Raw genomic sequence first — 25,056 nt, forward strand, 5'->3', positions numbered from 1 at the left:
CGCGGCTGGTTATGCGCCGAGTATATCAGAGATGGATTTTTTCCTTTATCGTCTCTCGACGCGTCGACCAATTTTTTACCTGCTCGCCTAAGGGCGCGGGTACGCTAAAGTGATAGCCTTGGGCATAATCCACATCCAGCGCGCGTAGTTTGTTGAGAATATCGGCGTTCTCGACAAACTCCGCCACGGTTTGTTTCCCCATTTGTTTAGCCAACTCATTGATTGCTTTCACCATCGCATAATCGGTGTCATCGGTGGCGATATCGCGGATAAATTGGCCATCGATTTTAATGATGTCGACGGGCAAGCGCTTCAAGTAACCAAACGACGAAATGCCCGCGCCAAAGTCGTCCAAGGCAATCACACACCCCAAGGCTTTTAGCTGCGAGAAAAGCTCGATAGCACTGCTCATGTTGGTAATCGCCGCGGTTTCAGTGATCTCCAGACAGATGCACTCGCTAGGCACTTGGGTTTGCTTAATCGCGGCAATTAAGAAGGTAACAAAATCTTTTTGGGTGATTGACCGTCCCGACAGGTTAATCGAGATTTTACCCAGCTTGGCAATCTGATCCGGGTGAGCATCAAACCACGCCAGCGTTTTGGTCACCACCACAGTGTCGAGTTGATGTGCCATGTTGTAGCGCTCGGCTGCTGGGATAAACATGCTGGGCGGCAACCAACCGCCTTGGGTATCGCGCATCCGCACCAACGCCTCGATGTAGAGCGTATCTTGTCTACCCGGTCGGATATCGACGATCTGCTGTGCATAGATATCAAAGCGGTCGTGAGCAATGGCATCATGGATGTGGCTGACATATGCCATTTCTTGCTCACGGCGTTGCAGCTCCTCATCATCCGGGTGATAAAGGTGTAAACGGTTACGCCCTTCGTCTTTGGCGGCATAGCAGGCGGTATCCGCTTGCGCGTGTACCTGCTGCGGCGAGCCGGCGGTACGATCCAGAAGACGAATCCCCAACGAACACGCCAAGCGCATGCGACTGCCGTGCCAGAAAAACTCACTGTCCGCCAAGGTTGCCAGGAGTTGGTGCCCCCAACTCAACGCGCTCTCGGCCGAGTGATGATAGGCAATCACACCAAATTCATCGCCCCCGAGTCGCGACAAGACCGCACCTGCCGGCAGATGTTGCTGGATGATCTGGGCAACTTGTTTAAGTGCCTCGTCCCCCGCTTCATGTCCGGCGGTGTCATTAATCAGCTTAAACTGGTCCATATCGATGTAGTACATCGCGTGACACTGATCTTCTTCTCGCGCTTGTAACAGCGCGGCGGCGAGCTTTTGTTCAAAATAACTACGATTATACAGCCCCGTTAAATAGTCGTGATGGGCTTGATAAGTCAGCTGGTTTTCCATTTCTCGATGCGCGGTGATGTCTTCGCCCACCACCAGCAGCTGCGTCTGATTATGCATCGCGCGCACGGTTTCCCGAACCCACAAGGTATGACCATTGCCGGCACGATACGGGATCTCACGCCGCCACACCTGCTCTTGGTTGTTGTGATCCCGTTTAATCATTCGATGGGGAGGCACTTGATGATCCGCATATAAGGAGGTGATCTTGTGCCCTAATAACGCGGCTTTATCATAACCAAACAAATCAGCGGCATACTGATTGAGCGATTGAATACGTGCTTGGTAATCAATGGTTAATAGAATGACAGGCTGCTGTTCATACAACATGCGGTATTCAATTTCGCTGCGCTGTAGCTTCTCTTCGGTTTGTTTGCGCTGGGTAATATCACGAGCTTCTAACAGCACGCGACGTTGACCGTTTTCGCTGGGAAACCCTTTGACCGCCACGTCCAAAATCACCTCACGATGCGCTTCACTGAGGCAAAGCTCAAACCGGCGAGGCTGGGAGAAATCGGTAAGCTTGAGGTGCTCCTCGAGGCGGGCGGGATTGCGCCAAATCGGCCAAAACCACAAAGGTCGTCCACGATACGGGTGACTCACGCTGATTAATTGATTAAAGCTGGCATTACCTGACACCAAGATCCCGTTCTCATCCAACAGTGCAATAAACTGGTTACTTTGATCAAAAATACCTTTAAGCATTGCTCGGTGACGCTTTAACGCTGACTCACTGCGACGTAACTGGCGAATGTTGGCACCGAGCATGGCTATCACGCTTCCCAATACCAACACCGCCAATGCCACGGCTTGAAACGCAACTTGGTGCTTTTGCCAAAGCGGCTGAGGCTTGTTAATCACCTCAGCGTCTTCGATGGCGCTCACATCCACACCCCAATCTTTCAGTGCGGGGTAATCGAATAACGTCAGGTTAGTACTGTCTCTTTCAGGGGGGAGGTTGCCCGCCAGTACATCCAACAGCAGCTGACCTTGGTGCTGACCTTGAGTTTTACCATCGATCACAATGCCACCGATCACGCCCTGACCCAGCATAAAGCTCATCGCACCATAAATCGGTACAGGCGAATCTTGGGTAAGAGTATGAATACCACTGAGTCTATCGAGAAAGGTGCCGTTCGCATCGCGAAAATAGGACAAGTAATACACCGCCTCGCCCGGCTGCATCGCTTGAATACGGTCACGTAAACCTTGGAATGGCAGGTTGGACAGCCTCACAATCTCGAGGCCTGACTGACCCGCCTTTCTCAGTTGCGCCTTCACCACATTCCAATACTGACGACTGGAGAACGTCTCATCGAGCAGTACATACACCCGCTTTAAATCTGGATGCAAGCGCTTCATTAGCGCCAAGTTGCGCGGTAGGTCTATTTCTTCTTTCACCCCCGTGACCTTGGGCAGTAAGGGGTAATGTTGACGACCAAAGTTATTGAGCCCCGCATAGACGACCGGTGTATCGCCCACGTACTCATGCAATTCATGGATCAGCCATAATGCGGCATTATCCGTGGTCAGAATGGCATCAAAATCATGGTTGGTCAGTTTATGGATATAAACATCTTTGAGCTGTTCGCGATAGGCATCCGATTGGTAGCGTTTACTTTCTAGGTAGGAATGCTGGAAAGCGATCTCTTCGCCTTGCGTGGCTGTTTCCAACCCTTCAACCAACGCCTGGTTCCAAAAGAAACCAGGATGATAGGAGTGCACCACCAGCACATCTTTTTGTGCGGCATTGACGCTACTGGCGATGAGCAGTAGTAAGCCACCGAAAACGTATTTGATCCCCACATCCCCTTCCTGTTGGTTTGTTGGTATCTTGCTAAACAACGCGATACCCTACATTAGGCGTTAACGAAGTGGCTAAGCAACCGCGTTAACGAAAAATCTGGCCATGCTATAACTAAAAGACTAAAACAATGAACGAGTTGCCAAAATTGGATGACCTAGATCGTCGTATTCTCTCTACGCTGTTGGATGACGCGCGCGTCCCTTACGCAGAAATGGCAAAGCGCTTTCATGTCAGCCCCGCCACCGTTCACGTGCGGGTTGAGAAAATGAAAGCCGCGGGCATCATCGAAGGCACGGAAATATTGGTCAACACCAAAAAACTCGGCTACGACGTGTGCTGCTTTATCGGCATCAATCTTAAAGCGGCGCGAGATTACCACTCGGCACTAGAAAAACTCAATCAGCTCGACGAGGTGGTAGAAGCCTACTACACCACGGGGGCCTATAATATTTTCGTTAAGCTCATGTGCCGCTCTATCGAAGAGCTACAGTTTGTGTTGATTGACAAGCTTCAAGCCATCGACGAAGTACAATCCACAGAAACACTGATCTCACTACAGAACCCCATTAACCGCAATGTGATCCCTTGAGTTTTGTGGGGTCATCCAGGGCAGGCTAAAAAAAACGCCCTTGCTCGTGGCAAGGGCGCTTTCATAAAAGGCGAGTTAGCCGACCGTCTCTTCCGGTCTGGGAGGCAAGGTGGCACCCGCGTCTTCCGCTAACCACTCGGCCACTTGCTTAGCAAAGTAGGTGAGGATCCCATCGGCCCCCGCACGCTTAAAGCACAATAATGACTCCATCACTGTCTCGCGCTCTTTTAGCCAGCCATTATCAATGGCCGCCTTGTGCATCGCATACTCGCCCGATACCTGGTAGGCAAACGTCGGCACTTTAAGCTCATTTTTTACCCGGCGTACCACATCCAAATACGGCATCCCGGGTTTAACCATCACGGTATCAGCCCCTTCAGCAATATCCATCGCCACTTCGTGCAAGGCTTCATCGCTGTTGGCCGGATCCATTTGATAGTTAGCTTTGTTACCCCCTTTCAGGTTCGCCGCCGAGCCTAATGCATCGCGAAACGGGCCGTAGTAATTGGACGCATACTTGGCAGAATACGCCATGATCTGGGTATTGATATGACCATTGGCTTCCAATGCCTCACGGATACGACCAATCCGTCCATCCATCATGTCAGAAGGCGCGACAATATCGACGCCCGCTTCGGCATGAGATAGGGCTTGTTTGATCAGTACCTCAGTGGTGGGCTCGTTCATCACATAGCCGTCTTCATCAATGATCCCGTCTTGGCCGTGCACAGTGTAAGGGTCTAGTGCCACATCGGTGATCACGCCCATTTGCGGCACATGCTCTTTGAGTAAGCGCACCGCGCGTGGCACTAACCCTTCGGGGTTAAATGCCTCCGAGGCACAGCTGGTTTTAAACTCTTTCGGGATCACAGGAAAGAGCGCAATGGCAGGGACACCCAGCTTGGCAAGGTAATCGGCTTCATGGAGCAATAAATCAATCGAGAGTCGCTCGATGCCGGGCATGGATGCCACTGGCTCACGACGATTCTTACCCATGAGCACGAAGATTGGGTAAATCAAATCGCTTGCGGACAATGAATGTTCCGCCACCATACGGCGGCTAAAGTCAGTTTTGCGTGTACGACGCAGGCGTCGAGCAGGAAAGGCGCCTTGAATGGATACGGTCACTGTATCCTCCTTTAAGTTGCAGACCTGGGCTTTGGGGCAGCGAACTGCCTCGTGTAGTGTTCACCCAGTCACTGAATAGAAAAGCAGCGCTGAGTGTTTTTTATTGTGCAATCAATAATATGTTCGACAGGCTGTTGACGTAATCGTGCCACTGTTTGGGCGATATGGGGCAAGTATTTCGGCTCATTACGACTGCGTTTAGGTCGCGGCCGTATATCGCGAGGCTGTAAATACGGCGCATCGGTTTCTATCATCAACCTGTCATCGGGCAACCAGCTTACCTGTTGCTGAAGCTGCTGTCCGCGGCGCTCGTCGCATAGCCATCCCGTTACCCCTATATATAAACCGGCATCGAGGCAATCGCGCAGCGCGCGGTCATCGCCAGTAAAACAATGCAGCACCGCCGCGGGCAGTTTGTCGAGCCATGGACGCAAAATGGCGAACCAGCGATCGTGGGCATCACGACAGTGCATAAACACCGGCATTGAAAGCTCAGCCGCTAGCGCAAGCTGCGCCTCAAAGACCGCTTCTTGTTGTGGCCGCGGCGAAAAGTCCCGATTAAAATCAAGCCCACACTCACCGATTGCGACCACCTCGGGACGCTGCGCTAATTGCTGAATCGCGCTTAAATCTGTCGCCTCGACCGATTTGGCATCATGCGGGTGAACACCCGCCGTGGCATAGACAAAACCAGGATAAGAGCTCGCAAGCGCGGCGGCTGCTTGGCTCTCATCGATACTGGTGCCGGTCAGAATCATGCCCGTGACGCCCGCCTGTTTGGCATCAGCCACCACGGTCTCTCTGTCTTGATCAAACCGTGTGCTTGTCAGGTTAACACCAATATCGATCATTCACTGGCCTCCTCGGATTCTGATTTCTCACGTGGGACATAAAAACGCGATAGCACCACGCCCAGCTCGAACAGCAAGCACATGGGAATGGCCAGCAAGGTTTGTGAAATCATATCCGGTGGCGTCAGCATCATCCCCACCACAAACGCAGCCACTACCACATAGGGCCGCTTGCGGGTTAAGCTTTGTGCCGTGGTCGCCCCTGTCCAAACCAGCAGTATAATCGCGATAGGGATCTCAAAGGCAATGCCAAAGGCGAGAAAGAGCGCCAAGATAAAGTCGAGATAACTGGCAATATCCGTTGCCACTTGCACCCCTTCTGGCGCAATAGACGTGAAAAAGCCAAACACCAATGGCAGCACCACCCAGTACGCAAATGCCACGCCCGCGTAGAACAGCAACGAACTCGACACCAAAAGCGGCATCACTAACCGCTGTTCATGCTTATACAGGCCGGGGGCAACGAACGCCCAGATTTGATATAGCACCACAGGGATGGCGACGAAGACGGATATGACCAAAGTCAGCTTAATTGGGGTAAAGAAGGGAGACGCGACATCCGTAGCGATCATGCTCGCCCCTTCGGGCAGTTTGTCGATCAGCGGTTGGGCAATCAGGCTGTAAATATCATTGGCAAAATACACCAAGCAGGCAAAGACCACTAAGATGGCGATAATTGCGCGAAGCAGGCGGTTACGAAGCTCCATCAAGTGGCTGATAAGGGGCTGAGTATCGTTCACAGAAGACATAGTGGTTTGTTCACCGAAAACATAAAGCGTCTGACTCGTTATCGCTTATCCGTTGATGGCGCATCGTCGCCTTCATCGGGGTGATGAGAAGAAGGCGACGCTGCATAAGGGCGTTGTACATCCGCCGCACGTTGACGTAGAGTGTCGACCGACTCTTGTAGCTCAGGTGACAAATCTTTCATCCCCGCTTGTTCGGCCTTGTGTAAATTGTCTTGGAGCTCTTTTAGCTTGAGCTCTTGTTCAAGCTCATCACGGACAGATCCTGCCATCCGTTTCGCCGCCCCCACCCAGCGCGACACATTGCGTATCGCAACCGGTAATCGCTCCGGGCCAAGCACCACGAGGCCAATAATGGCAATCAGCACTAACTCCCAGAAACCTATATCAAACACGGCTTACACCTGCTCTTTATCTTTGCGTGCTTGCTCTTTTTTCGACGCGTCGGCGTCACTGTTGTCCAATGACTGCTGCTGAAAATCCGCATCTTTGTCAGTGGTTTTGGTTTCATCATCGTTCATTGCTTTTTTAAAGCCTTTGACCGCTGAGCCAAGATCGCCCCCCATGTTACGTAGCTTCTTGGTACCAAATAACAACACCACAATCACCGCAATGATCAGCAACTGCCAAATACTAATTCCACCCATACCGGTTCCCTTTCTTCCGTTTGGTTAACTTGATGTGCGCAGCAGTGTAACTGCTATTTATTACAGGTTTTATTACAAAGTCGCCAGCCCCACAACCAAAAGATAACCGCACCTGCAGCGGCGACACTCGGTAAGGTCTCGACTCGGTTGGCAAACAAAATGGTCGCCGTCAGCAGTAACGTCGCACCAATCCCGAGCATATAAGTGGCGCGCGAGTGACGCTGTTTGGTCTGCAAGTAACCGTGATAATAGGCTTCTAAACGCTGATTGACCTGACGACCTTGCCGTAAGCCGTCGTACACCAGTTCTGGGATCTCGGGGAGTTTTTCCGCCCAAAACGGTGCCTTTTCACGCACCGCCGCCCAGACAGCTTGCGGCCCCACTTGCTGTTTCATCCACGACTCTAAAAATGGCTTCGCCGTGGTCCACAAATCTAGTTGCGGATAGAGCTGACGCCCAAGCCCTTCAATGTAGAGCAAGGTTTTTTGCAACAACACCAGCTGTGGCTGCACTTCCATATTAAACCGGCGCGCGGTGTTAAATAGGTTTAATAAAACATTACCGAACGAGATTTCGCACAATGGCTTTTCGAAAATGGGCTCACACACGGTGCGAATGGCAAACTCAAAATCATCCACGTTGGTGTCGTGCGGCACCCAGCCAGAGTCAACATGCAGCTCCGCCACTTTACGGTAATCGCGGTTAAAAAAGGCGATAAAGTTTTCTGCCAAATAGCGTTTATCGTCGCGATTAAGGGTGCCGACAATCCCGCAATCAAGCCCAATCCACTGCGGATCATGTGGGTGCTCGTAGGAGACAAAGACATTGCCTGGATGCATATCCGCATGGAAAAAGCTGTCTCGGAATACCTGGGTAAAAAAGACCTCAACCCCACGTTCGGCCAGCAATTTCATGTCAGTACCATTGGCTTCTAGCGCCTCGATATCCGACACTTGAATGCCATAGATTCGCTCAGACACCATCACGTCTTTGCGGCAGTAGTCACTGAACACTTCGGGCACATACAGCGCCGGGTCGTTTTCAAAATTGCGGCGCAGCTGAATGGTATTGGCCGCTTCACGCATCAAATCCAGCTCATCGAGCAAGGTTTTTTCGTACTCGCGGATCACTTCGACCGGTTTTAAGCGACGCGCATCAGGCAGAAAACGCGCCACCAGCCGTGCCACACGATACATGAGCCGCAAGTCAGCTTGGATCACTGGCAAAATATCGGGGCGGATCACCTTCAGCACCACTTCACGCCCATTCGATTTGAGCGTAGCGGTGTGCACTTGCGCGATCGACGCAGAGGCGAGTGGATGGGGATCAAAGTCGCTAAACCAGGTTTCTAACGGGCCGCCTAACGAGGCTTCGATTTGCGCTTTGGCTTTGTGGCCATCAAAGGGTGCGACTTTATCTTGCAACTGTGCCAGCTCGTTGGCGATATCGGCGGGGAATAGATCACGACGCGTCGACATCATTTGCCCAAGCTTCACCCATACCGGGCCCAAGCTTTGCAGCGCCAAACGCAGTCGCTCCCCCACCGGCTTATCTGGGTGCTGATTCTTCAGCCAAAACAATGATTGGCGGCCAAGGTGCGCCAGCCGTGTTAAGGGTTGTTTGGGGAGTAAAGCATCCACACCATAAAGCAGTAAGGTACGGATGATAAAATACAAGCGACGAATTTCATTGAGTGTCATGCAGACTCCACCCGTTCTACCAACTGCTTAAACCTGGCTTCCAACCGCGCGACATCGCTGCGCAGCTCGTCCACTTGGTCACTGTATGACGCCACTTCTAATGGCCCAGGCGCTAAGCGCCATTCTTCCGTAATCACTTCTCCTGCATAGCGCTGTTGCCGCTGAGCCAATTGCTGCAATTGCTGCCAGCGCTGCTGCGCCTGACTCACCACCGTATGCGCAATCACATCGCCGGTGTAAGGTGCCAGCCACTCTGCCACGTCTAGTTCGATACCACTGAGCAACTGAGAAAACTGCTGGGCGACATCGATATCCCCCTCCAGCGTGAGTTTATCCGCTTTGATTAAGGCAGTTAAGTTTGCTTTTTGCTGTAGCTGTGGCAGTGCTGACAGTGACAATGATAGCGCCGCGTCGCATTCACCTTCGTAATGGCTAAGTACATCAATACGTTGGCCGAAGACAAAAATCAGTTGGCGATCAAGCTCTTGTAGAGTGACTCCGATACAACGCCCTTTTAGCCGAGCAAGGCGACGCTGGCTGTCGGCGTCTTTAGCAATCACAGCATTGAGCGCTGTTTCCAGGGCCGCGCACAACAGTGAATCAAGTGCCATGTTGGCTCCTTAGAATTTATATCCACGGTGCAGCGCCACGATCCCACCCGTCAGGTTGTAGTAGCTGGTTTGTTCAAAACCGGCTTGCTCCATCATTCCTTTTAAGGTTTCTTGATCAGGGTGCATGCGAATCGATTCGGCCAAATAGCGGTAGCTGTCTGGATCGTTAACAATCAGTTGCCCCATTTTGGGCAATACATGGAAAGAGTAGGCGTCGTAGACTTTTGACAACGGCTCGGCAACGGGTTTGGAGAATTCCAACACCAATAAACGCCCACCAGGTTTAAGCACACGGAACATCGAACGCAAGGCCGCATCTTTATCCGTCACGTTACGCAGCCCAAATGCGATGGTAATGCAATCAAAGTGGTCATCAGGGAATGGCAGCGCTTCTGCATTGGCTTGTACGTAGCTCACATTGCCAACAATGCCTTTATCACGCAGTTTATCGCGGCCCACTTTGAGCATTGAGTTATTAATGTCGGCGAGTACGACTTCACCACGCTCGCCGACAAGACGCGAGAATTTTGCGGTGAGATCGCCCGTACCACCGGCTAAGTCGAGCACTTTTTGCCCAGGGCGGACACCACTGCAGTCAATGGTAAAGCGTTTCCAGATACGGTGAATGCCCATCGACATCACATCGTTCATCAGATCATATTTTGCAGCCACCGAATGAAACACATTGGCCACGAGGCTTTCTTTTTCTTGGCGTTTCACTTGTTGGTAGCCAAAATCGATCGTCTCTTGATCCTGGTGCGCGTTTTTATCTGTCATTTTATTCCCCTAACGTATTGGCCCCAGTTTACTTTATCGCCCATCCCGACTCCAAGCGTACGACCAAGTTTATTATGATTCTTGCGGATTTGCGTCCCGCTCTGCCTGTGTAAGATTAAGAGGCTCATCAGGCGCAGGGTCGGTGGCAACACTGGCCAGCGACGGGCTGATGTCCCGTTTCACCTCCACGCCCAGCGCTTTAAACCCCTCTGCTTGGCGAATAATATTACCGCGGCCTTGGCTAAGTTTGTTCATCGCCCCTTGATAACTGTCACTGGCTTTACCCAACGCATTACCCAACGCTTCCATATCACTGACAAACAGCCGCACCTTGTCATAGAGCTTGCTCGCTTTTTCGGCAATCTGTTTGGCATTTTGGTTTTGGTATTCATAACGCCATAAGTTATTGATGGTGCGTAGTGCCACCAGCAAAGTGGTGGGACTGACCAACATAATATTATTATCCATCGCCTCACGGATCAGGCTGGCATCGGCTTCCACGGCCACTTGGAAAGCTGGCTCCACCGGAATGAACATCAACACATAATCCAGTGAACGCACACCATGAAGCTGATGATAGTCTTTGCGTCCCAAGCCACGAATATGCTGGCGAATGGCTTGGACATGCTCTTTTAATGCGGCATCTTGCTCAACCAAAGTGTCTGCGTTGTAGTAGCGTTCATACGCGACCAGCGCCATTTTGGCATCTATTACCACGTCTTTATCTTGGGGTAATTTCACCACCACATCGGGCTGGTAGCGCTTGCCTTGCTCGTTTTCAAAGCTCACCTGGGTTTGATACTCACGCCCTTCACGCAAGCCGGACTCTTCCAAAATACGCGCCAACACCACTTCGCCCCAGTTGCCCTGTTGCTTGTTATCACCTTTAAGCGCTTGAGTTAGGTTATGCGCTTCCCGCGTCATGTCCGCATTCAGTTGCTGGAGGTTTTTGATTTCATGGATCAGGGTGTGACGCTCTTTGGCTTGTTCACCAAAGCTGTCAGTGACTTGCTTTTTAAACCCTTCCAACTGCGACTTAAGTGGTCCAAGTAAGCTCTCTAAGCTCATCTTGTTTTGCTCATCAACGGAATGGACCTTTTGCTCAAATACCTGGTTGGCCAGCTGCTCAAATTGGGTACGCAGCCTTTCCTCCGCATTTTCTAATAAGGCGTGCTTTTCTTTCGCGGCATTGAGTTGTTGCTCCGCGCTGGCTTTGACCTCGCGCAGCTCAGCGAGCAGCTCAGACTTTTCCTCTCGCACCGCATCAAGTTTGTGGGTCAACGTTTGATTGTCTTGGCGCAATTGTTCCAATTGACGCAACTTCTCACTCGCGGAGGTTAATTTGCCGTAATACTGGCGCAGCTCTTGTGTCAGACGATCGCGCTCTACATCTAAGCTGTCTAACTCTTGTTGTTGCTGCTCCAGTTGCTGATGAAGCTGTTGTTGCTGTATATCAGCCGTTGACTGCTGTTGCGCATATTGGGTATCAAACCAATGTTGATACTGAGCGACCACGCGTCGATGCAGCCAATAACTCAACCCGGCGGCACTGATCACGCCAAAACAGAATGTGAGAATAGCTAACGTCGGTAATGACAGGCCAGAAAGCATAATGGGTTCTCTATTGTGCGGTCATCAATGTCAGCAAGGCTAATGGGATACTGGATAGATGTCCAGTCTATCTCGGTGCGTACGAATACCGTAGACTGCCTAGCTTAAAAGGCAGATTTGCAGGGAGGCAGTATGCATAATGAACGTAAAGCACTGATATTTGGATTATCTGCAGTGCTATTGTGGTCAACGGTCGCGACCGCATTCAAAATTACCTTAAGCTACATGACCCCGATTCAAATGCTGGCCGCTGCCAGCGTGGTCTCTGTACTGGTATTGACCGCTATTGCCGCGGTGCAAGGCAAGCTATCGGCACTTTGGCCCACTTTTCGTCGTCGACCTGGCTATTATTGCCTACTGGGGATGATTAACCCTTTGATTTATTATTTGGTTCTTTTCAAAGCCTATGATCTTCTTCCTGCCTCTTTGGCCCAACCATTAAATTACAGCTGGGCCATTACCTTGACCTTAATGGCAGCGGTATTTCTCGGCCAAACCATTCGTCGCCAAGATTGGATTGCGGCGGCGTTAGGCTATTTTGGTGTGGTAGTGATCGCTACAAAGGGCCAGCTTTTATCGCTTCAGTTCGATAGCCCGCTTGGCATTGGGCTCGCGTTGCTCTCCACGCTATTGTGGGCAGGGTTTTGGGTACTAAACACTAAAAACCCTGCCGACCCTGTGCTCGGCATTCTGTTGAGCTTTACGCTGTCATTACCTGCATCTTTATTATTGGCGGGGATAACAGCATCTTGGAGCGGTATCCCATGGCAAGGCTGGCTAGCGGTGAGCTATGTGGGGCTTTTTGAAATGGGGATAACATTTATGCTGTGGCTGAGCGCGATGAAATATACCCAGAATGCCTCTCGGATCAGCAATCTGATATTTATCTCGCCATTTATTTCCTTGATGCTATTGGCCACCATTATTGGTGAGACAATCCATATCAGCACCCTAATCGGTCTTAGCTTTATTGTCGTGGGTCTGCTGATTCAGCAACGCAAACCCAAAAAAAGCAAACAGCCAGCGGCGAGTACCTAACGCTTCTGGCGCCACACGCCGCTCTGTCATCTTTATCCTTGTGAGTGATGGGCGGCGATCAGCCCATCTTGCGTTGGATTATATACTCATAAAGCTCGTCAGCAGATAAACCGTCTTGCGCCAAGCCTTGGGTTATTTCTTCAATACGCTCAGAACGGCGCTCTTCAATTACCTGATTAAATTGATAAACCAGTTCGTGTAAATATTTCAGTGGCACCTGATGAGCGGCGCTACGTACACGCTCTTCACTTTGGCTGCCTAATTCTGCCAGCAATTTGCCAAACATGATTTTCTCGGGCGATTCCTCAAGTTGCTCAAGGACGCGCGCCATTTCGATTGTCGATAATGACATAGTGTGTAACTGACCTTTGGATATAAAACGAAAAGGAATGAGCATTAATTCGGTTTGCTTAGTAAATATACTCTTAACTTGGGGCTTTTAGCAAAATAAAAAAACGCTGGCCGAAGCCAGCGAAAAGGGATGATGGGTTGTCGAGACCCCAGCGTTTTGCACGTCTTATTATATTTTGCCAACTGAGCGGTTGTTTTTACTGATTATTTAATCTCTTACCGCTTTCGCATGCCATTGCTTACCTTTCGGCGACCACAAAATCAGTAGCCCAGGCAGCAATAGCCACATATGCACTGTCATCAGATCACTGGCCGATAATCCCAAGCGCTGGGTTAAGCTGACTAAAAGGCCAGCGCCACTCATTTGGAACAGTCCCAACAAGGCTGCCGCCGTGCCCGCCCGGTCAGAAAATGGCGCCAATGCCGCACCCGCTGATGCGCCCAGCACCCAGGCAAAGCCGAATGACGAGGTGAAAATCGGCAACATAAAGGCCCAAGGGGCAGCAATAGGGCTGAGTGCCAGCATTAATCCACCAGAGCCCACCAGCATCATCAAGCCAATATTGAGCGCGCGGCGGCTGCCAAATTGTTGCATATAGCGTGGCGCCAACATCGCTGCGGCAATGTTTAATGCCGCGTTGGCGCCAAACCAAAAGGTGAAGCTATTCATGGAAATACCGTACCTGTCCATCAGCAATACAGGCGCAGAGGTGACATACGCTAAGATCACTGCCATCGCCAGCATGCAAAGAATGATGTGGTAGGTAAATGTTGGCACGCGTAGTACTTGCCAATACCGACGTAAGCTGAATAAGCGCCCAGCGTTATCTGTGTGTGTCGGGCGCGTCTCAGGCAAAAACACGCTAACCAAGACCAAACCCAATGCCGCATAACCCAGCATAAAGCTAAAATTAGCCCGCCAATCAAACATTTGTGTCAGCCAGCTTCCTAACAGTGGCGCCAAGGCGGGCACAAAGCAAATCGCGCCATTTAAGTAGCTAATCATGTGGCCGCTGCGCTCAGCACCGAATCGGTCACGCACCGCTGCAAATGCACACACGGAAGTCGCACACGCGCCAAAACCTTGTAGCAAACGCGCCACCAGCATCATATCCATCGAGGTCGCGAGCCACGCCATCAATGAGCTAAGGCCGTATAGCGAAATACCAATTATCGCGACAGGCTTACGACCAAAGCGGTCAGCCAATGGCCCCGCAAACAGCTGGCCCAAACCCAAACTAAACATAAACCAAGTGACGGTATCTTGCGCCAACGTTGGGCTCACATTAAAGTCACCGGCCATATACGGTAATGCAGGCAGGTAGATATCAATCGCCATCGGACTAAACAGCACCAGTAGCACCATTAAGGCGACCAGCAAACGATTCGATGTCGGTGAATCAGTGTGTGTCATTGGTTACTCCTCTATACAGGCACGCAGTATAGTGGTTTCACGATATGAACCATAATGGTTTATAGTAAAAGCAGATATTCCAAAGGAGAATACCAGCAATGGATTTGGATCAACTGCAGCGCACCGACCTCAATTTATTGGTGTGCCTACATGTATTGTTGGAAGAGTGCAATGTCACGGGCACGGCCAAACGCCTCCATTTAAGCCAATCGGCGGTAAGTAAAAATTTGGCCCGACTAAGAGCGCAATTTAACGACCCACTTTTTACGCGGGCGGCCCACGGGCTCAAACCCACGGTTCGGGCGCAAGCCTTACAAGCGAAACTACGCGCTTTACTCAATGATGTTGCGGCGATGACCGAGCCGGATCACTTTCAGCCGCACTTAAGCGATCGCTGTTTTCGCTTTGCCCTCGTCGAGAGCGCCTATCCATTGCTACTGCCACAGTTTATTGGCGATATGCTAGAAGCGGCCCCAGCTATCACCCTTAATACCGCTGCTTGGGATCAAACCACCTTTGATGGGCTTGCGCGAGGCAATATCGACTTTGGCATCACCGGCAAGGACTTAAATCCCGCCGATGCCATGTTGACCATGATGCCGCCTAAGGGCGTGCTCTACCAAGAGCTTTGCCAAGATCACCAGTGTGTGTTGATGCGTGCCGATCACCCGGCACTCAGGGGGCCATGGGATGAAGCGCGTTACCTTGGACTGCGACATGTACAGGTGAAGTGTGATGGGAATGACCGCTGGCTGTTGGACTATAAACTGGCAGAGCGTAATATTGAGCGTGACATAGCCATGTACGTGCCAGATTTCAACAGTGCGGCGAGCCTGTGTACCTATACCGACCTGGTGTTTACCTCACCAAGCCAGTTTGCGCATTATATTGCCGCATCGCTCAATTTGGTGGTACGGCCGTTACCGACGCCAATACCGCCGATGGCGTACACCTTGTTTTGGCATCAAAATCAAGAAAATGACCCAGGGCACCAATGGCTGAAAGCCTTGATTATTTCGCGCTGTCAGCAATTTAGCCCAGCAAAATTGCAGCCTATTGCCAATCGCGCTAGGGTCTAACCCACCGGCTTTTCACGCGTGGCCGAACATGGCGAGTTCACCCTATACAAAGAAGGAAGAATAATGGACGCGACCCTTACTAAGCGTATTGAGCAGCTAAGACACTGGCTGGCTCAACACGACTATGACGCCCTACTCATCCCCCATGAAGACGAATATCTCGGTGAGTATGTGCCTGAGCATAACGAGCGCCTCCACTGGGCGACCGGCTTTACCGGCTCAGCAGGCGCTGCGGTGATCACCCGCGACAAGGCAGCAATTTTTGTTGATGGCCGCTATGTGGTTCAAGTCCGTAAGCAAGTCCCCGCCGGCCTGTTTGACTACTGCCACCTGATTGATGAGCCACCGGTGCAATGGGCCCAGCAACAATTGCCAAAAGGTGCCAAGCTGGCTATCGACGCTCGCATGCATAGCGCTGCTTGGTACAAACGTACCCAACGCGCGTTGGATGGGGCTTTGACACTGGTGAGTGTTGAGCAAAATCCGATTGAAAGCCTGTGGGACGATCGCCCCGCCCCGCTTAATAGCCCTGCCATTTTACTAGGTGAAGAGAAAACCGGCCGCGCCAGCTTGGATAAACGTCAAACCATTGGCCAGCAGTTAGCCGAACAGAGTCTTGATGCCGCGGTACTCACTCAACCCGATGCCGTCTGTTGGCTGCTCAATATCCGTGGTCGCGACATCCCACGTTTGCCCGTGGTACTGACCCAAGCGATTATCAAGCAATCCGGTGACGTCACCGTGTTTATCGACCCTGACCGTCTCCCCGAAGGCTTTGATGCACACGTGGGCCAAGGCGTGAGCGTCGCGCACCCAGACAGTCTGGTTGATGCCCTGCAAGCGCTGCGCGGTCAACGTGTATTGGTCGACCCAAACGGTGCCAATGCGTGGACACTGGACACCCTCCAACAAGCGCAAGTCACTGTGGTGGAAGCGCAAGACCCATGTGCGCTTGAAAAAGCAGCCAAGAACCCGAAAGAAATCGCCGGTATGCGTGCCTGTCACGTGCGCGATGGAGTTGCCGTGACCCGCTTTTTGGCCTGGTTTGACCGTCAAGTCGACGCCGGTGAACGCCCTGATGAAGCCGTGCTCGCGGACACCCTGTATCAATTCCGCCAACAAGACGATCAACTGGTCGACTTAAGCTTTGATACCATTTCCGCCGCCGGTGGCAATGCGGCCATGTGTCACTATAACCACAACAATCAGCCTAAACCGAGCGTGATTGAGAGCAACAACGTCTACTTGGTCGACTCAGGCGGTCAATACTATGACGGCACCACCGACATTACCCGTACCGTGCCGGTGGGCGAATGCAGCGCTGAGATCAAAAAGGCCTTCACGCTGGTGCTTAAAGGGCATATTGCGCTGGCCACTGCGCTGTTCCCGAAAGGCACCTCAGGCAGCCAGCTTGATGCCTTAGCACGCCAGTATTTGTGGCAACACGGCTATGATTTTGACCATGGCACCGGTCATGGTGTCGGGCATTTCTTGGACGTGCACGAAGGTCCGCAGCGCATTTCCAAAGCGCCCAATAGCGTCGCGCTATTGCCAGGCATGGTGGTGTCAAACGAGCCGGGCTACTATCGCGCCGACGCGTTTGGGATCCGGATTGAAAACCTCGAGTTGATTGAAGAAAAGCCCACCGAGGGTGACATGACGATGCTCGGGTTTGCCTCACTCACGCGTGCACCGATCGATCGTCGTTTGGTCGATGTGAGCTTACTCAGCGAGGCGGAAATCCAGTGGTGGAATCGCTATCATCAAACGGTGTGGGATGAAATCAGCCCGCACCTCGATGATCAAGACCAAGCTTGGTTAAAACAAGCGACCGCGCCACTAAGCCGTTAAGTCGCGTCTTCACCGAGCATGAAAAACAAAAAGCGTCCGATTGGACGCTTTTTTTATTCCCCTTTCAGGGCTTTCTCGACCGCTTTGGGCGAAAAGCCGCGCAAGGTGGTATCGCCAATGCAAATCACCGGGACACCCCGCGAGCCAGTTGCCGCCAGCAGCTTCTTACCTTTGGGCGTGGCTGTATCGACAACACGATAACGCAGCCCTTTTTTATCCAAGTAAGCTTTGGCCGCCTCACAGTGAGGACAGCGTGGACCTACATATACAGTAATACGTTTCATGCCCACATTGTCGCTAACCCACTGCCGTTTGTGAAGCCATTTGCGCCTGACGCGCGATATCGTAGATGTTATCCCAATCTTTCCATACCACCTCAAAACCGAGGGCTCGGACGCTGGCGGCCACCTCTGCCGCGCTCCGTTCATCACTGATGGCAAACTGCTCTAATTGTGGCTCAGGGTTCGCGTAACCGCCCGGTTGGGTTTTTGACGCCGCGGATAGGCTCGTGACGCCAAGGGGCAACACATTGTCGCGAAAGTGGGGGGACTCTCGTGTCGATAGCGACAGCTCTACCTGCGGATTCCACAACCGATAGGCACAAATCAGCTGAACCAGCTGCTTGTCCGTCATCACCGATTTCGGCTGTAACGCCCCCGCGCAAGGACGTAAGCGCGGAAAAGATAGCGAATAGCGGCTTTGCCAGTATTGCTTTTCCAGATAATCCAGATGCTGGGCGGTAAAAAAGCTGTCGGTGCGCCAGTCCTCAAGGCCAATCAAGGCGCCGAGACCGATCTTATCGACCCCTGCTTGTGCCAACCTATCTGGGGTTTGCAGCCGGTAGTGAAAGTCGGTTTTATTCCCGCGCTTGTGGTGTTTCCCATAGGTTGGAGCGTGGTAGGTTTCTTGGTAAACCATCACCGCATCCACACCCTGTGCCACCAAGGCGCGATATGCCTCGGTATCCAGCGGCTGCACCTCCATCGCCACATGATGAAAGTATCGCTTCACCAAGGGTAAGGCGCGGAGAAAATACTCGAGCCCTACCTTGGTTTCATGCTCACCGGTCACCAATAGCACACTGTCAAAGCCCATTTTTTTGATCGCTTCACACTCGGCGGCGATCTCGGCTTCATCCAGCGTGCGCCGTTTGATTCGGTTTTCCATCGAAAAACCGCAATAGGTACACACGTTGGCGCATAAATTGGAGAGATACAGCGGAATATAAAACCCCATGGTGTAGCCAAACCGCTGCCGCGTCAGCGCCGCAGATTGCTGAGCCATGGCCTCAAGGTAGGCTTCAGCGGCAGGACTTATCAGGGCAGCGAAGTCGTCCAAATTGCGCGAAGATTTAGCCAGCGCCCGCTCGACATCTTGGCGCGTTTTGCTGTAAATCGAAAGGCGATGATGATCCCAATCGAGTGCCGCCCACCGCTCAGAAAAGCTCATCACGCCTCCTTAGCGTCAAGAAACGCGGTTAAGGGGCTAGACGCGTGGGCGTGATTGTGTGTGCCCGCCAGCCCAGCACGATACGCACAGTGTCCGGCTTCAACCGCTTGTTTAAACGCTGCGCCCATGGCAATCGGATCGCCAGCCGTGGCAATGGCTGTGTTGACCAATACCGCATCAGCGCCGCGCTCCATCGCTAACGCCGCATCTGACGGTGCACCAATGCCGGCATCAATGATCACCGGCACGCGAGCTTGCTCGATAATGATGTCGAGAAACGCCATTGAGGCCAGCCCTTGGTTGGATCCAATCGGTGAGCCAAGGGGCATCACCGCCGCGCATCCCACCTCTTCCAAACGCTTACACAGCACAGGATCGGCATGACAATATGGCAGCACCACAAACCCCTCATCCACAAGCGTTTTCGCCGCTTGAAGAGTTTCAATCGGATCAGGCATCAAATATTTGGGGTCGGGGTGAATTTCCAGCTTCACCCAATGCGTTCCCAATGCTTCTCGGGCAAGACGCGCGGCAAAGACCGCTTCTTGCGCATTTTTCGCCCCTGAGGTATTGGGCAGCAGGCGTACACCGAGCTCGCGCAGCGGCGTTAGAATATCGTCTTGTGTGGCATGCACATCGACTCGCTTTAGCGCCATGGTGACCAGTTCAGTACCACTGGCCGCCAGTGATTCGGCCATGGTCTTGCGACTGGCAAACTTGCCAGTGCCGGTTAACAGCCGAGATGAAAACGTTGTATCCGCAATGGTTAACATAATTATCCTCCGGCAATCGCTTGAAAGACCGCCAAGCTATCGCCAGCGGTGAGTGACGTGGATGACCAAGCATCACGCGCAATAATGGTCTGATTTAGCGCGACAGCGACCGATTCGGCCGGCACCTTCATCTCCTCAATCAGTTGCGCGACGGTCTTGGCATTGACCTCTGTAGGCGTGTCATTAATGATTAACCGCATCATTTACCTCCCGCATTGGCTGACAAACCGCACAGTGCGGATGAACGGGCAGCGAAAAGTGCTGCCATGTCATGGTTTGTCCATCCAGTCGTGACAAGCGATTGGTACCGACCGCCTGCCCTAATAACAGTTTTATTCCTTCCAACGCTTGCGCGGTGGCCATCATACCGACCACAGGTCCCATTACCCCAGCTTCAGAACAGCGCGTGGGTTCAGAAAGCGTCACGTCTGCGAAGGCGCACGCATAACATGCGCTATGCGGTTGATAAACCAATAACTGGCCTTGCCAACCGATCGCCGCTGCGCTCACCAAGGGTGTACCAGCCTCTACACAGGCTTGATTGACTGCATGGCGAGTAGCGAGATTATCACTGCAATCAAGGACCACATCCGCCATCGCCACTTCAAGCGCCAGACGCTCACCTTCTAGATAGGCATTGATGGCTCGGCACTGGCAATGTGGATTCAGCGCGACCAAGTTAGCGGCTAGCGCTGCGGCTTTATCGGTGCCGATTTGCTCATCCCGATACGCCACCTGACGCGCCAAATTAGATAGCTCAATGTGGTCTGAGTCAGCAATCGCTAACTGACCCACGCCAGCGCCTGCAAGATAGAGGCCCGCGGTGGTTCCAAGCCCACCGGCACCGACCATTAACACGCGCGCCTTGCTCAGTGCCTGCTGCCCGCACTCTCCAACTTCTGGCAGCATGATTTGCCGGCTATAACGCAGGTATTCACTGTCCGATAGCATCACGCCCTCCTTGCTGTCTTGATGGATTAAGACAGCGGTTAAATGCGTCAATGCGCGCCGCTAAATCAGGCGCTTGCGTCACGGCGCGGACCACCGCAATGGCCTCCACACCAGTGCGCCAAACGTCAGGGGCTCGATCGAGATCAATACCGCCAATCGCCACCGTCGGGAAACGGCCATCCACAGTCGCCACCTGCTGTGCTAACGCAGAAATGCCTTGCGGCGGCTCGGCGAGCTGTTTGGTAGTGGTGGGAAAAATATGGCCGATGGCAAGATAACTGGGCGAGAGGTCAATCGCTGCAGCGAGTTGTTCGGGACTGCGTGTCGATACGCCAAGGCGCACGCCTTGCCGCGCAAGCCGGTCAAGATCCGCCTCTTGTAAGTCTTGCTGCCCCAGATGAACGCCATAGGCGCCAGCCTCAAGCGCGAGCTGCCAGTGATCGTTGATAAACACCTGCGCATGGTGCGCGCGGCCCAATGCCACCGCACGCTGTATCCAATCTAGCAATTGTGGATGCGCTGGCTGCTTCACACGCAATTGCACGGTTTTCACCCCCAAGCAAAGCAAGCGTTCGAGCAAATCCACATCGTCCACTACCGGATATAATGGGCCTATACCTTCAGACATAGGCGCAAATGGGGTCAGGCTCATGACTCCACCTTATCGCTGTCCGCTACCTCAGCGCCTTGTGGTGACGAATGATGGGATTTTTGCAGGTAGAGCTCACTGCCCTTTTCTCGAAACTCTTGCGATTTTTGCTGCATGCCTGCTAACGGGTCTTCCAGCATAGTGACATCAATCGCTTCACCCGCGGCGGCATAGCCATTTTCTTTGGCATAATCTCGGACTTCTTGGCTGATTTTCATGGAGCAGAATTTCGGCCCACACATGGAGCAAAAATGCGCGACCTTGCCGGACTCTTGAGGCAGTGTTTCATCGTGATAAGCACGCGCCGTCACCGGATCTAAAGCAAGGTTGAACTGATCTTCCCAGCGGAATTCAAAGCGCGCTTTGGAAATGGCGTTATCTCGCACCTGCGCGCCCGGATGTCCTTTGGCTAAGTCGGCGGCGTGCGCGCACAACTTGTAAGTAATCAGTCCGGTTTTAACATCCTCTTTATTGGGCAGACCCAGATGCTCTTTGGGCGTGACATAGCAAAGCATCGCACACCCAAACCAGCCAATCATCGCCGCACCAATCCCGGAGGTGATATGGTCGTAACCAGGCGCGATATCAGTAGTCAGCGGGCCTAAAGTATAAAAAGGCGCTTCATGGCAATGGGTGAGCTGCTCGTCCATGTTCTCTTTGATCATGTGCATGGGCACATGGCCGGGGCCTTCAATCATCACCTGCACATCGTATTCCCATGCCACCTTGGTAAGCTCGCCCAGAGTACGTAGCTCACTGAATTGCGCTTCGTCGTTCGCGTCAGCCACTGAGCCGGGACGTAACCCGTCGCCTAGTGACAGCGATACATCATAGGCGGCACAAATCTCGCAGATTTCACGAAAATGGGTATAGAGGAAGCTTTCTTGATGATGCGCCAAGCACCATTTGGCGATAATCGACCCACCACGCGAGACAATCCCAGTCACGCGATTGGCGGTCATGGGCACATAGTGCAAACGCACTCCAGCGTGAATGGTAAAATAATCGACCCCTTGCTCGGCTTGCTCTATCAAGGTATCGCGCATCACTTCCCAAGTCAGGTCTTCGGCAATGCCATTCACTTTCTCAAGCGCCTGATACATGGGCACAGTGCCAATCGGAACTGGGCTATTACGTAAAATCCACTCGCGAGTTTCGTGGATATTGCGTCCGGTCGATAAATCCATCACCGTATCCGCGCCCCAACGGGTCGCCCACACCAACTTTTCGGTTTCTTCTTCAATGGAGGAGCTCACCGCCGAGTTACCAATATTGGCATTCACTTTCACCAGAAAGTTACGCCCAATGATCATCGGCTCCGCTTCTGGGTGGTTAATGTTGGCAGGAATAATCGCACGCCCTTCAGCGACCTCTTGGCGCACAAATTCGGGAGTGATGTTTGATGGCAAGTGAGCACCAAAGCTTTCCCCAGGATGCTGGCGGTTTAGTTGCTCTTCACGATACTGTTGGCGACCCATATTTTCCCGAATAGCAATAAATTCCATCTCTGGGGTGATAATGCCTTGGCGTGCGTAGTGAAGTTGGGTCACACACTGATTAGGTTTTGCCCGACGGATAGACGGTAAGGCACTAAAGCGAAGATCATTTAAGGTTTCATCACTGAGGCGGGTCTGCGCATAGTCTGAGCTCACTGCATCAAGAAACTCTGTATCGGCACGCTCATCAATCCAGGCTTTGCGCACTGGCGCTAAGCCTTGGTAAATATCGATAGCACTCTGTGGGTCAGTATAAGGCCCTGATGTGTCATAAACCCGAATGGACTCGTTGGCCTCGTACTGCGGATTGTCTTTACTGCCACCCACAAAGGTCGGAGACAAATGGATCTCGCGCATCCCTACGCGAATATCGGGTCGCGATCCCTCGACATAGACTTTTTCCGATTTGGGGTAGGTTTGCGCAGAGAGAGAATCGATAAAGGACTTGGCCTCAAGACGGGCCTGTTTACGGGTCGACATAGCATTACTCCGGTGTTCATTATGGGAATTAATGCTTGCCGGAAAACGCTGAATTGAGATGTGAGCAAACTGGCAGACGCGTACGGCCTGTGATCTGATGCATCTCTTGTTCCCTTCGCTGGTCCTAACCAGATCAGGTTCAACGGATCCCACTTAACGTGGTCTCAGCCAATTGGCACTCCGACAAGTTCAATGCCAGTATAAGAAATCACCGCCGCAACAACAAGCGACGTAACACGATGTTTTCACTTAACCGGTGATGCGTGCTAGCAACCAAGCGCCCATCGCGGCTGCACTTAAGCACAACGCGAGATTGAGACCCACATTCAACAAAGCTTTCACTGTCTCACCATGTTGGAACAGCATCAAGGTATCTACTGAAAAGGTCGAGAAGGTAGTAAATGCGCCCAAAAAACCAATCGCAACCAGTTGGCGCCAAGGCACCGGAGCAATCACCTCTTGACTCATCGCCGCTAAAAAGACGCCCATCGCTAATGACCCGAGTACATTTACTATTAAGGTACCGTATGGGAATGCACGACCAAGCACCGCAACGCTCCACTCTGATACGAGAAAACGCGAGGATGCCCCTAATGCGCCACCAAGCCCTACCCACAATATGCTTACCACTGGGTGCTCCTTTCGATTGGTAAAAAGTCATCATACCGCGACATGTGAACAAGAAACAGGAGGAAGAAAAAGGGAAGAGAGGTGTGGTTGCTACCACAGAGAGTAGATACAAAAAAAGCACCGACGATGTCGATGCTTTGATATTTGGCAGGGGTAGAGGGATTCGACCGGGCTGGCGACCCAGCCCCCAACACGCCTTTTTGTAGTTTGCATGTTCACATCTTCCCTTAATCGGATTACGAGAAGCTTGATGATTCACATACAAAAAAAGCACCGACAATGTCGATGCTTTGATGTGTGGCAGGGGTAGAGGGATTCGAACCCCCAACACGCGGATTTGGAATCCGCTGCTCTGCCAATTGGAGCTATACCCCTGTAGATAGGTGCCTATTGTAGCGATCCCGCGACAAATTACCACCACCAATTACTCTTCAGACGTTTGATCGCTTATTTATAAAGCAAATCTTTCCCAGAAGTTCAATAACAAAAAAACCCCAGCTTTTCAGCTAGGGTTTCTAAATAGTGGCGGAGTGGACGGGACTCGAACCCGCGACCCCCGGCGTGACAGGCCGGTATTCTAACCAACTGAACTACCACTCCGCACCAATTCTGTATGACTAAAGACTTATATCTCTTTGCTTTAATCAATTGTATTCAAAGCCTGGCGATGTCCTACTCTCACATGGGGAGACCCCACACTACCATCGGCGCTGCTTCGTTTCACTACTGAGTTCGGCATGGAGTCAGGTGGGTCCAAAGCGCTATGGTCGCCAAGCAAAATTTGGTGTGTCTTCACTTTTCAGTCAAAACACTTAATCTAGAAAGCTGTTCGTTCTCGCCACAATCAACTGGCTTTATTCGAGTCCAACCCAAAACCTCTTGGGTGTTGTATGGTTAAGCCTCACGGGCAATTAGTACAGGTTAGCTCAACGCCTCACAGCGCTTACACACCCTGCCTATCAACGTCGTAGTCTACGACAACCCTTTAGAGAGCTCGAAGCTCTAGGGATGACTCATCTCGGGGCCAGCTTCGCGCTTAGATGCTTTCAGCGCTTATCT

24 protein-coding genes, 2 tRNA genes, 2 rRNA genes and 1 riboswitch are annotated in these 25,056 nt (G+C 52.1%); of the genes, 4 read left to right on the plus strand and 24 right to left on the minus strand.

Translation table 11 applies throughout. The features are described 5' to 3' along the window. Positions 1-25 precede the first annotated feature (25 nt). Positions 26-3,175, minus strand: coding sequence for an ABC transporter substrate binding protein (locus BZG23_RS09485; RefSeq protein ID WP_241837204.1), 3,150 nt, complete (start codon positions 3,173-3,175; stop codon positions 26-28). Between the two features lie 128 nt (positions 3,176-3,303). Between BZG23_RS09485 and asnC the strand changes: the two genes are divergently transcribed. Continuing rightward, on the plus strand, positions 3,304-3,765 hold the full coding sequence (gene asnC / locus BZG23_RS09490; RefSeq protein ID WP_046074586.1) for a transcriptional regulator AsnC: 462 nt from the start codon (positions 3,304-3,306) through the stop codon (positions 3,763-3,765). 75 nt (positions 3,766-3,840) lie between these two features. Here asnC and hemB read toward each other — a convergent pair whose 3' ends face one another. From hemB to rmuC, 9 genes are all read right to left on the minus strand, one after another. Next, entirely contained in the window at positions 3,841-4,893 is a 1,053-nt protein-coding gene (gene hemB / locus BZG23_RS09495) for a porphobilinogen synthase (protein WP_046074587.1), read from the minus strand. A 68-nt stretch (positions 4,894-4,961) separates the two neighbouring features. After that, the gene (locus tag BZG23_RS09500) at positions 4,962-5,744 is read right to left on the minus strand and encodes a TatD family hydrolase (protein ID WP_077606786.1); all 783 of its coding nucleotides are present in this window, start codon (positions 5,742-5,744) and stop codon (positions 4,962-4,964) included. Continuing rightward, a complete protein-coding gene (gene tatC / locus BZG23_RS09505; protein ID WP_046074589.1) occupies positions 5,741-6,493 on the minus strand; it encodes a twin-arginine translocase subunit TatC in 753 nt (250 codons plus the stop codon). Before tatC ends, BZG23_RS09500 begins: the two co-directional genes overlap by 4 nt. A gap of 38 nt (positions 6,494-6,531) precedes the next feature. After that, positions 6,532-6,885, minus strand: a complete 354-nt coding sequence (gene tatB, locus BZG23_RS09510) for a Sec-independent protein translocase protein TatB (protein WP_046074590.1) — start codon at positions 6,883-6,885, stop codon at positions 6,532-6,534. Between the two features lie 3 nt (positions 6,886-6,888). Continuing rightward, a complete protein-coding gene (tatA, locus tag BZG23_RS09515; protein WP_046074591.1) occupies positions 6,889-7,137 on the minus strand; it encodes a Sec-independent protein translocase subunit TatA in 249 nt (82 codons plus the stop codon). A gap of 53 nt (positions 7,138-7,190) precedes the next feature. After that, a complete protein-coding gene (gene ubiB / locus BZG23_RS09520) occupies positions 7,191-8,837 on the minus strand; it encodes a ubiquinone biosynthesis regulatory protein kinase UbiB (RefSeq protein WP_046074592.1) in 1,647 nt (548 codons plus the stop codon). After that, entirely contained in the window at positions 8,834-9,448 is a 615-nt protein-coding gene (locus tag BZG23_RS09525; RefSeq protein WP_077578165.1) for a ubiquinone biosynthesis accessory factor UbiJ, read from the minus strand. The genes ubiB and BZG23_RS09525 overlap by 4 nt, the downstream gene beginning before the upstream one ends. Before the next feature lie 9 nt (positions 9,449-9,457). Continuing rightward, positions 9,458-10,225 (minus strand): bifunctional demethylmenaquinone methyltransferase/2-methoxy-6-polyprenyl-1,4-benzoquinol methylase UbiE, encoded by a 768-nt coding sequence (ubiE, locus tag BZG23_RS09530; RefSeq protein WP_046074594.1) that lies wholly within the window; start codon positions 10,223-10,225, stop codon positions 9,458-9,460. Positions 10,226-10,297: 72 nt separating this feature from the next. Further along, positions 10,298-11,836 carry a DNA recombination protein RmuC gene (gene rmuC, locus BZG23_RS09535; RefSeq protein WP_046074595.1) on the minus strand — a complete coding sequence of 513 codons (1,539 nt, stop codon included), beginning with the start codon at positions 11,834-11,836 and terminating at the stop codon, positions 10,298-10,300. A 132-nt stretch (positions 11,837-11,968) separates the two neighbouring features. Between rmuC and BZG23_RS09540 the strand changes: the two genes are divergently transcribed. After that, the gene (locus BZG23_RS09540; RefSeq protein ID WP_077578163.1) at positions 11,969-12,874 is read left to right on the plus strand and encodes a DMT family transporter; all 906 of its coding nucleotides are present in this window, start codon (positions 11,969-11,971) and stop codon (positions 12,872-12,874) included. A gap of 58 nt (positions 12,875-12,932) precedes the next feature. Here BZG23_RS09540 and tsrA read toward each other — a convergent pair whose 3' ends face one another. Next, positions 12,933-13,226, minus strand: a complete 294-nt coding sequence (tsrA, locus tag BZG23_RS09545) for an H-NS-like global regulator TsrA (RefSeq protein WP_046074614.1) — start codon at positions 13,224-13,226, stop codon at positions 12,933-12,935. 207 nt (positions 13,227-13,433) lie between these two features. Continuing rightward, positions 13,434-14,639 carry a multidrug effflux MFS transporter gene (locus BZG23_RS09550; RefSeq protein WP_077578162.1) on the minus strand — a complete coding sequence of 402 codons (1,206 nt, stop codon included), beginning with the start codon at positions 14,637-14,639 and terminating at the stop codon, positions 13,434-13,436. A gap of 98 nt (positions 14,640-14,737) precedes the next feature. Here BZG23_RS09550 and BZG23_RS09555 point away from each other — a divergent pair, with 98 nt between their 5' ends. Together BZG23_RS09555 and BZG23_RS09560 are read left to right on the plus strand one after the other, a co-directional pair. After that, complete coding sequence (locus BZG23_RS09555) at positions 14,738-15,718, plus strand: LysR family transcriptional regulator (protein WP_077606787.1); 981 nt, start codon at positions 14,738-14,740, stop codon at positions 15,716-15,718. Between the two features lie 63 nt (positions 15,719-15,781). Then, positions 15,782-17,569: an aminopeptidase P family protein gene (locus BZG23_RS09560; RefSeq protein WP_077606788.1), complete on the plus strand. Its 1,788-nt coding sequence runs from the start codon at positions 15,782-15,784 to the stop codon at positions 17,567-17,569. A 53-nt stretch (positions 17,570-17,622) separates the two neighbouring features. On the opposite strand, the gene BZG23_RS09565 is transcribed toward BZG23_RS09560, so the two are convergent. The 12 genes from BZG23_RS09565 to BZG23_RS09620 all read right to left on the minus strand — a co-directional run. Continuing rightward, complete coding sequence (locus BZG23_RS09565; protein ID WP_069361819.1) at positions 17,623-17,853, minus strand: glutaredoxin family protein; 231 nt, start codon at positions 17,851-17,853, stop codon at positions 17,623-17,625. 13 nt (positions 17,854-17,866) lie between these two features. Next, complete coding sequence (gene thiH / locus BZG23_RS09570; RefSeq protein ID WP_077606789.1) at positions 17,867-19,018, minus strand: 2-iminoacetate synthase ThiH; 1,152 nt, start codon at positions 19,016-19,018, stop codon at positions 17,867-17,869. Beyond that, the gene (locus BZG23_RS09575; protein ID WP_077606790.1) at positions 19,018-19,791 is read right to left on the minus strand and encodes a thiazole synthase; all 774 of its coding nucleotides are present in this window, start codon (positions 19,789-19,791) and stop codon (positions 19,018-19,020) included. Before BZG23_RS09575 ends, thiH begins: the two co-directional genes overlap by 1 nt. Before the next feature lie 2 nt (positions 19,792-19,793). Beyond that, positions 19,794-19,994 (minus strand): sulfur carrier protein ThiS, encoded by a 201-nt coding sequence (gene thiS / locus BZG23_RS09580; protein WP_077606791.1) that lies wholly within the window; start codon positions 19,992-19,994, stop codon positions 19,794-19,796. Next, on the minus strand, positions 19,975-20,742 hold the full coding sequence (locus BZG23_RS09585) for a HesA/MoeB/ThiF family protein (RefSeq protein ID WP_077606792.1): 768 nt from the start codon (positions 20,740-20,742) through the stop codon (positions 19,975-19,977). The genes thiS and BZG23_RS09585 overlap by 20 nt, the downstream gene beginning before the upstream one ends. Further along, a complete protein-coding gene (gene thiE / locus BZG23_RS09590) occupies positions 20,726-21,394 on the minus strand; it encodes a thiamine phosphate synthase (protein ID WP_077606793.1) in 669 nt (222 codons plus the stop codon). Before thiE ends, BZG23_RS09585 begins: the two co-directional genes overlap by 17 nt. After that, on the minus strand, positions 21,391-23,367 hold the full coding sequence (gene thiC, locus BZG23_RS09595; protein WP_077606794.1) for a phosphomethylpyrimidine synthase ThiC: 1,977 nt from the start codon (positions 23,365-23,367) through the stop codon (positions 21,391-21,393). The genes thiE and thiC overlap by 4 nt, the downstream gene beginning before the upstream one ends. Positions 23,368-23,460: 93 nt before the next feature. After that, positions 23,461-23,560: riboswitch (TPP riboswitch) on the minus strand. Positions 23,561-23,616: 56 nt separating this feature from the next. Continuing rightward, a complete protein-coding gene (gene crcB, locus BZG23_RS09600; protein WP_046074607.1) occupies positions 23,617-23,997 on the minus strand; it encodes a fluoride efflux transporter CrcB in 381 nt (126 codons plus the stop codon). Between the two features lie 298 nt (positions 23,998-24,295). Next, a tRNA-Trp gene (locus tag BZG23_RS09605) sits at positions 24,296-24,372 on the minus strand. Positions 24,373-24,520: 148 nt separating this feature from the next. Further along, a tRNA-Asp gene (locus BZG23_RS09610) sits at positions 24,521-24,597 on the minus strand. A 59-nt stretch (positions 24,598-24,656) separates the two neighbouring features. Then, positions 24,657-24,772, minus strand: a 5S ribosomal RNA gene (rrf, locus tag BZG23_RS09615). Between the two features lie 115 nt (positions 24,773-24,887). Next, positions 24,888-25,056, minus strand: a 23S ribosomal RNA gene (locus BZG23_RS09620); the annotation flags it as partial.

The organism is Salinivibrio sp. ML290, assembly GCF_001995695.1.
GTDB classification, from domain to species: Bacteria; Pseudomonadota; Gammaproteobacteria; order Enterobacterales; family Vibrionaceae; genus Salinivibrio; species Salinivibrio siamensis.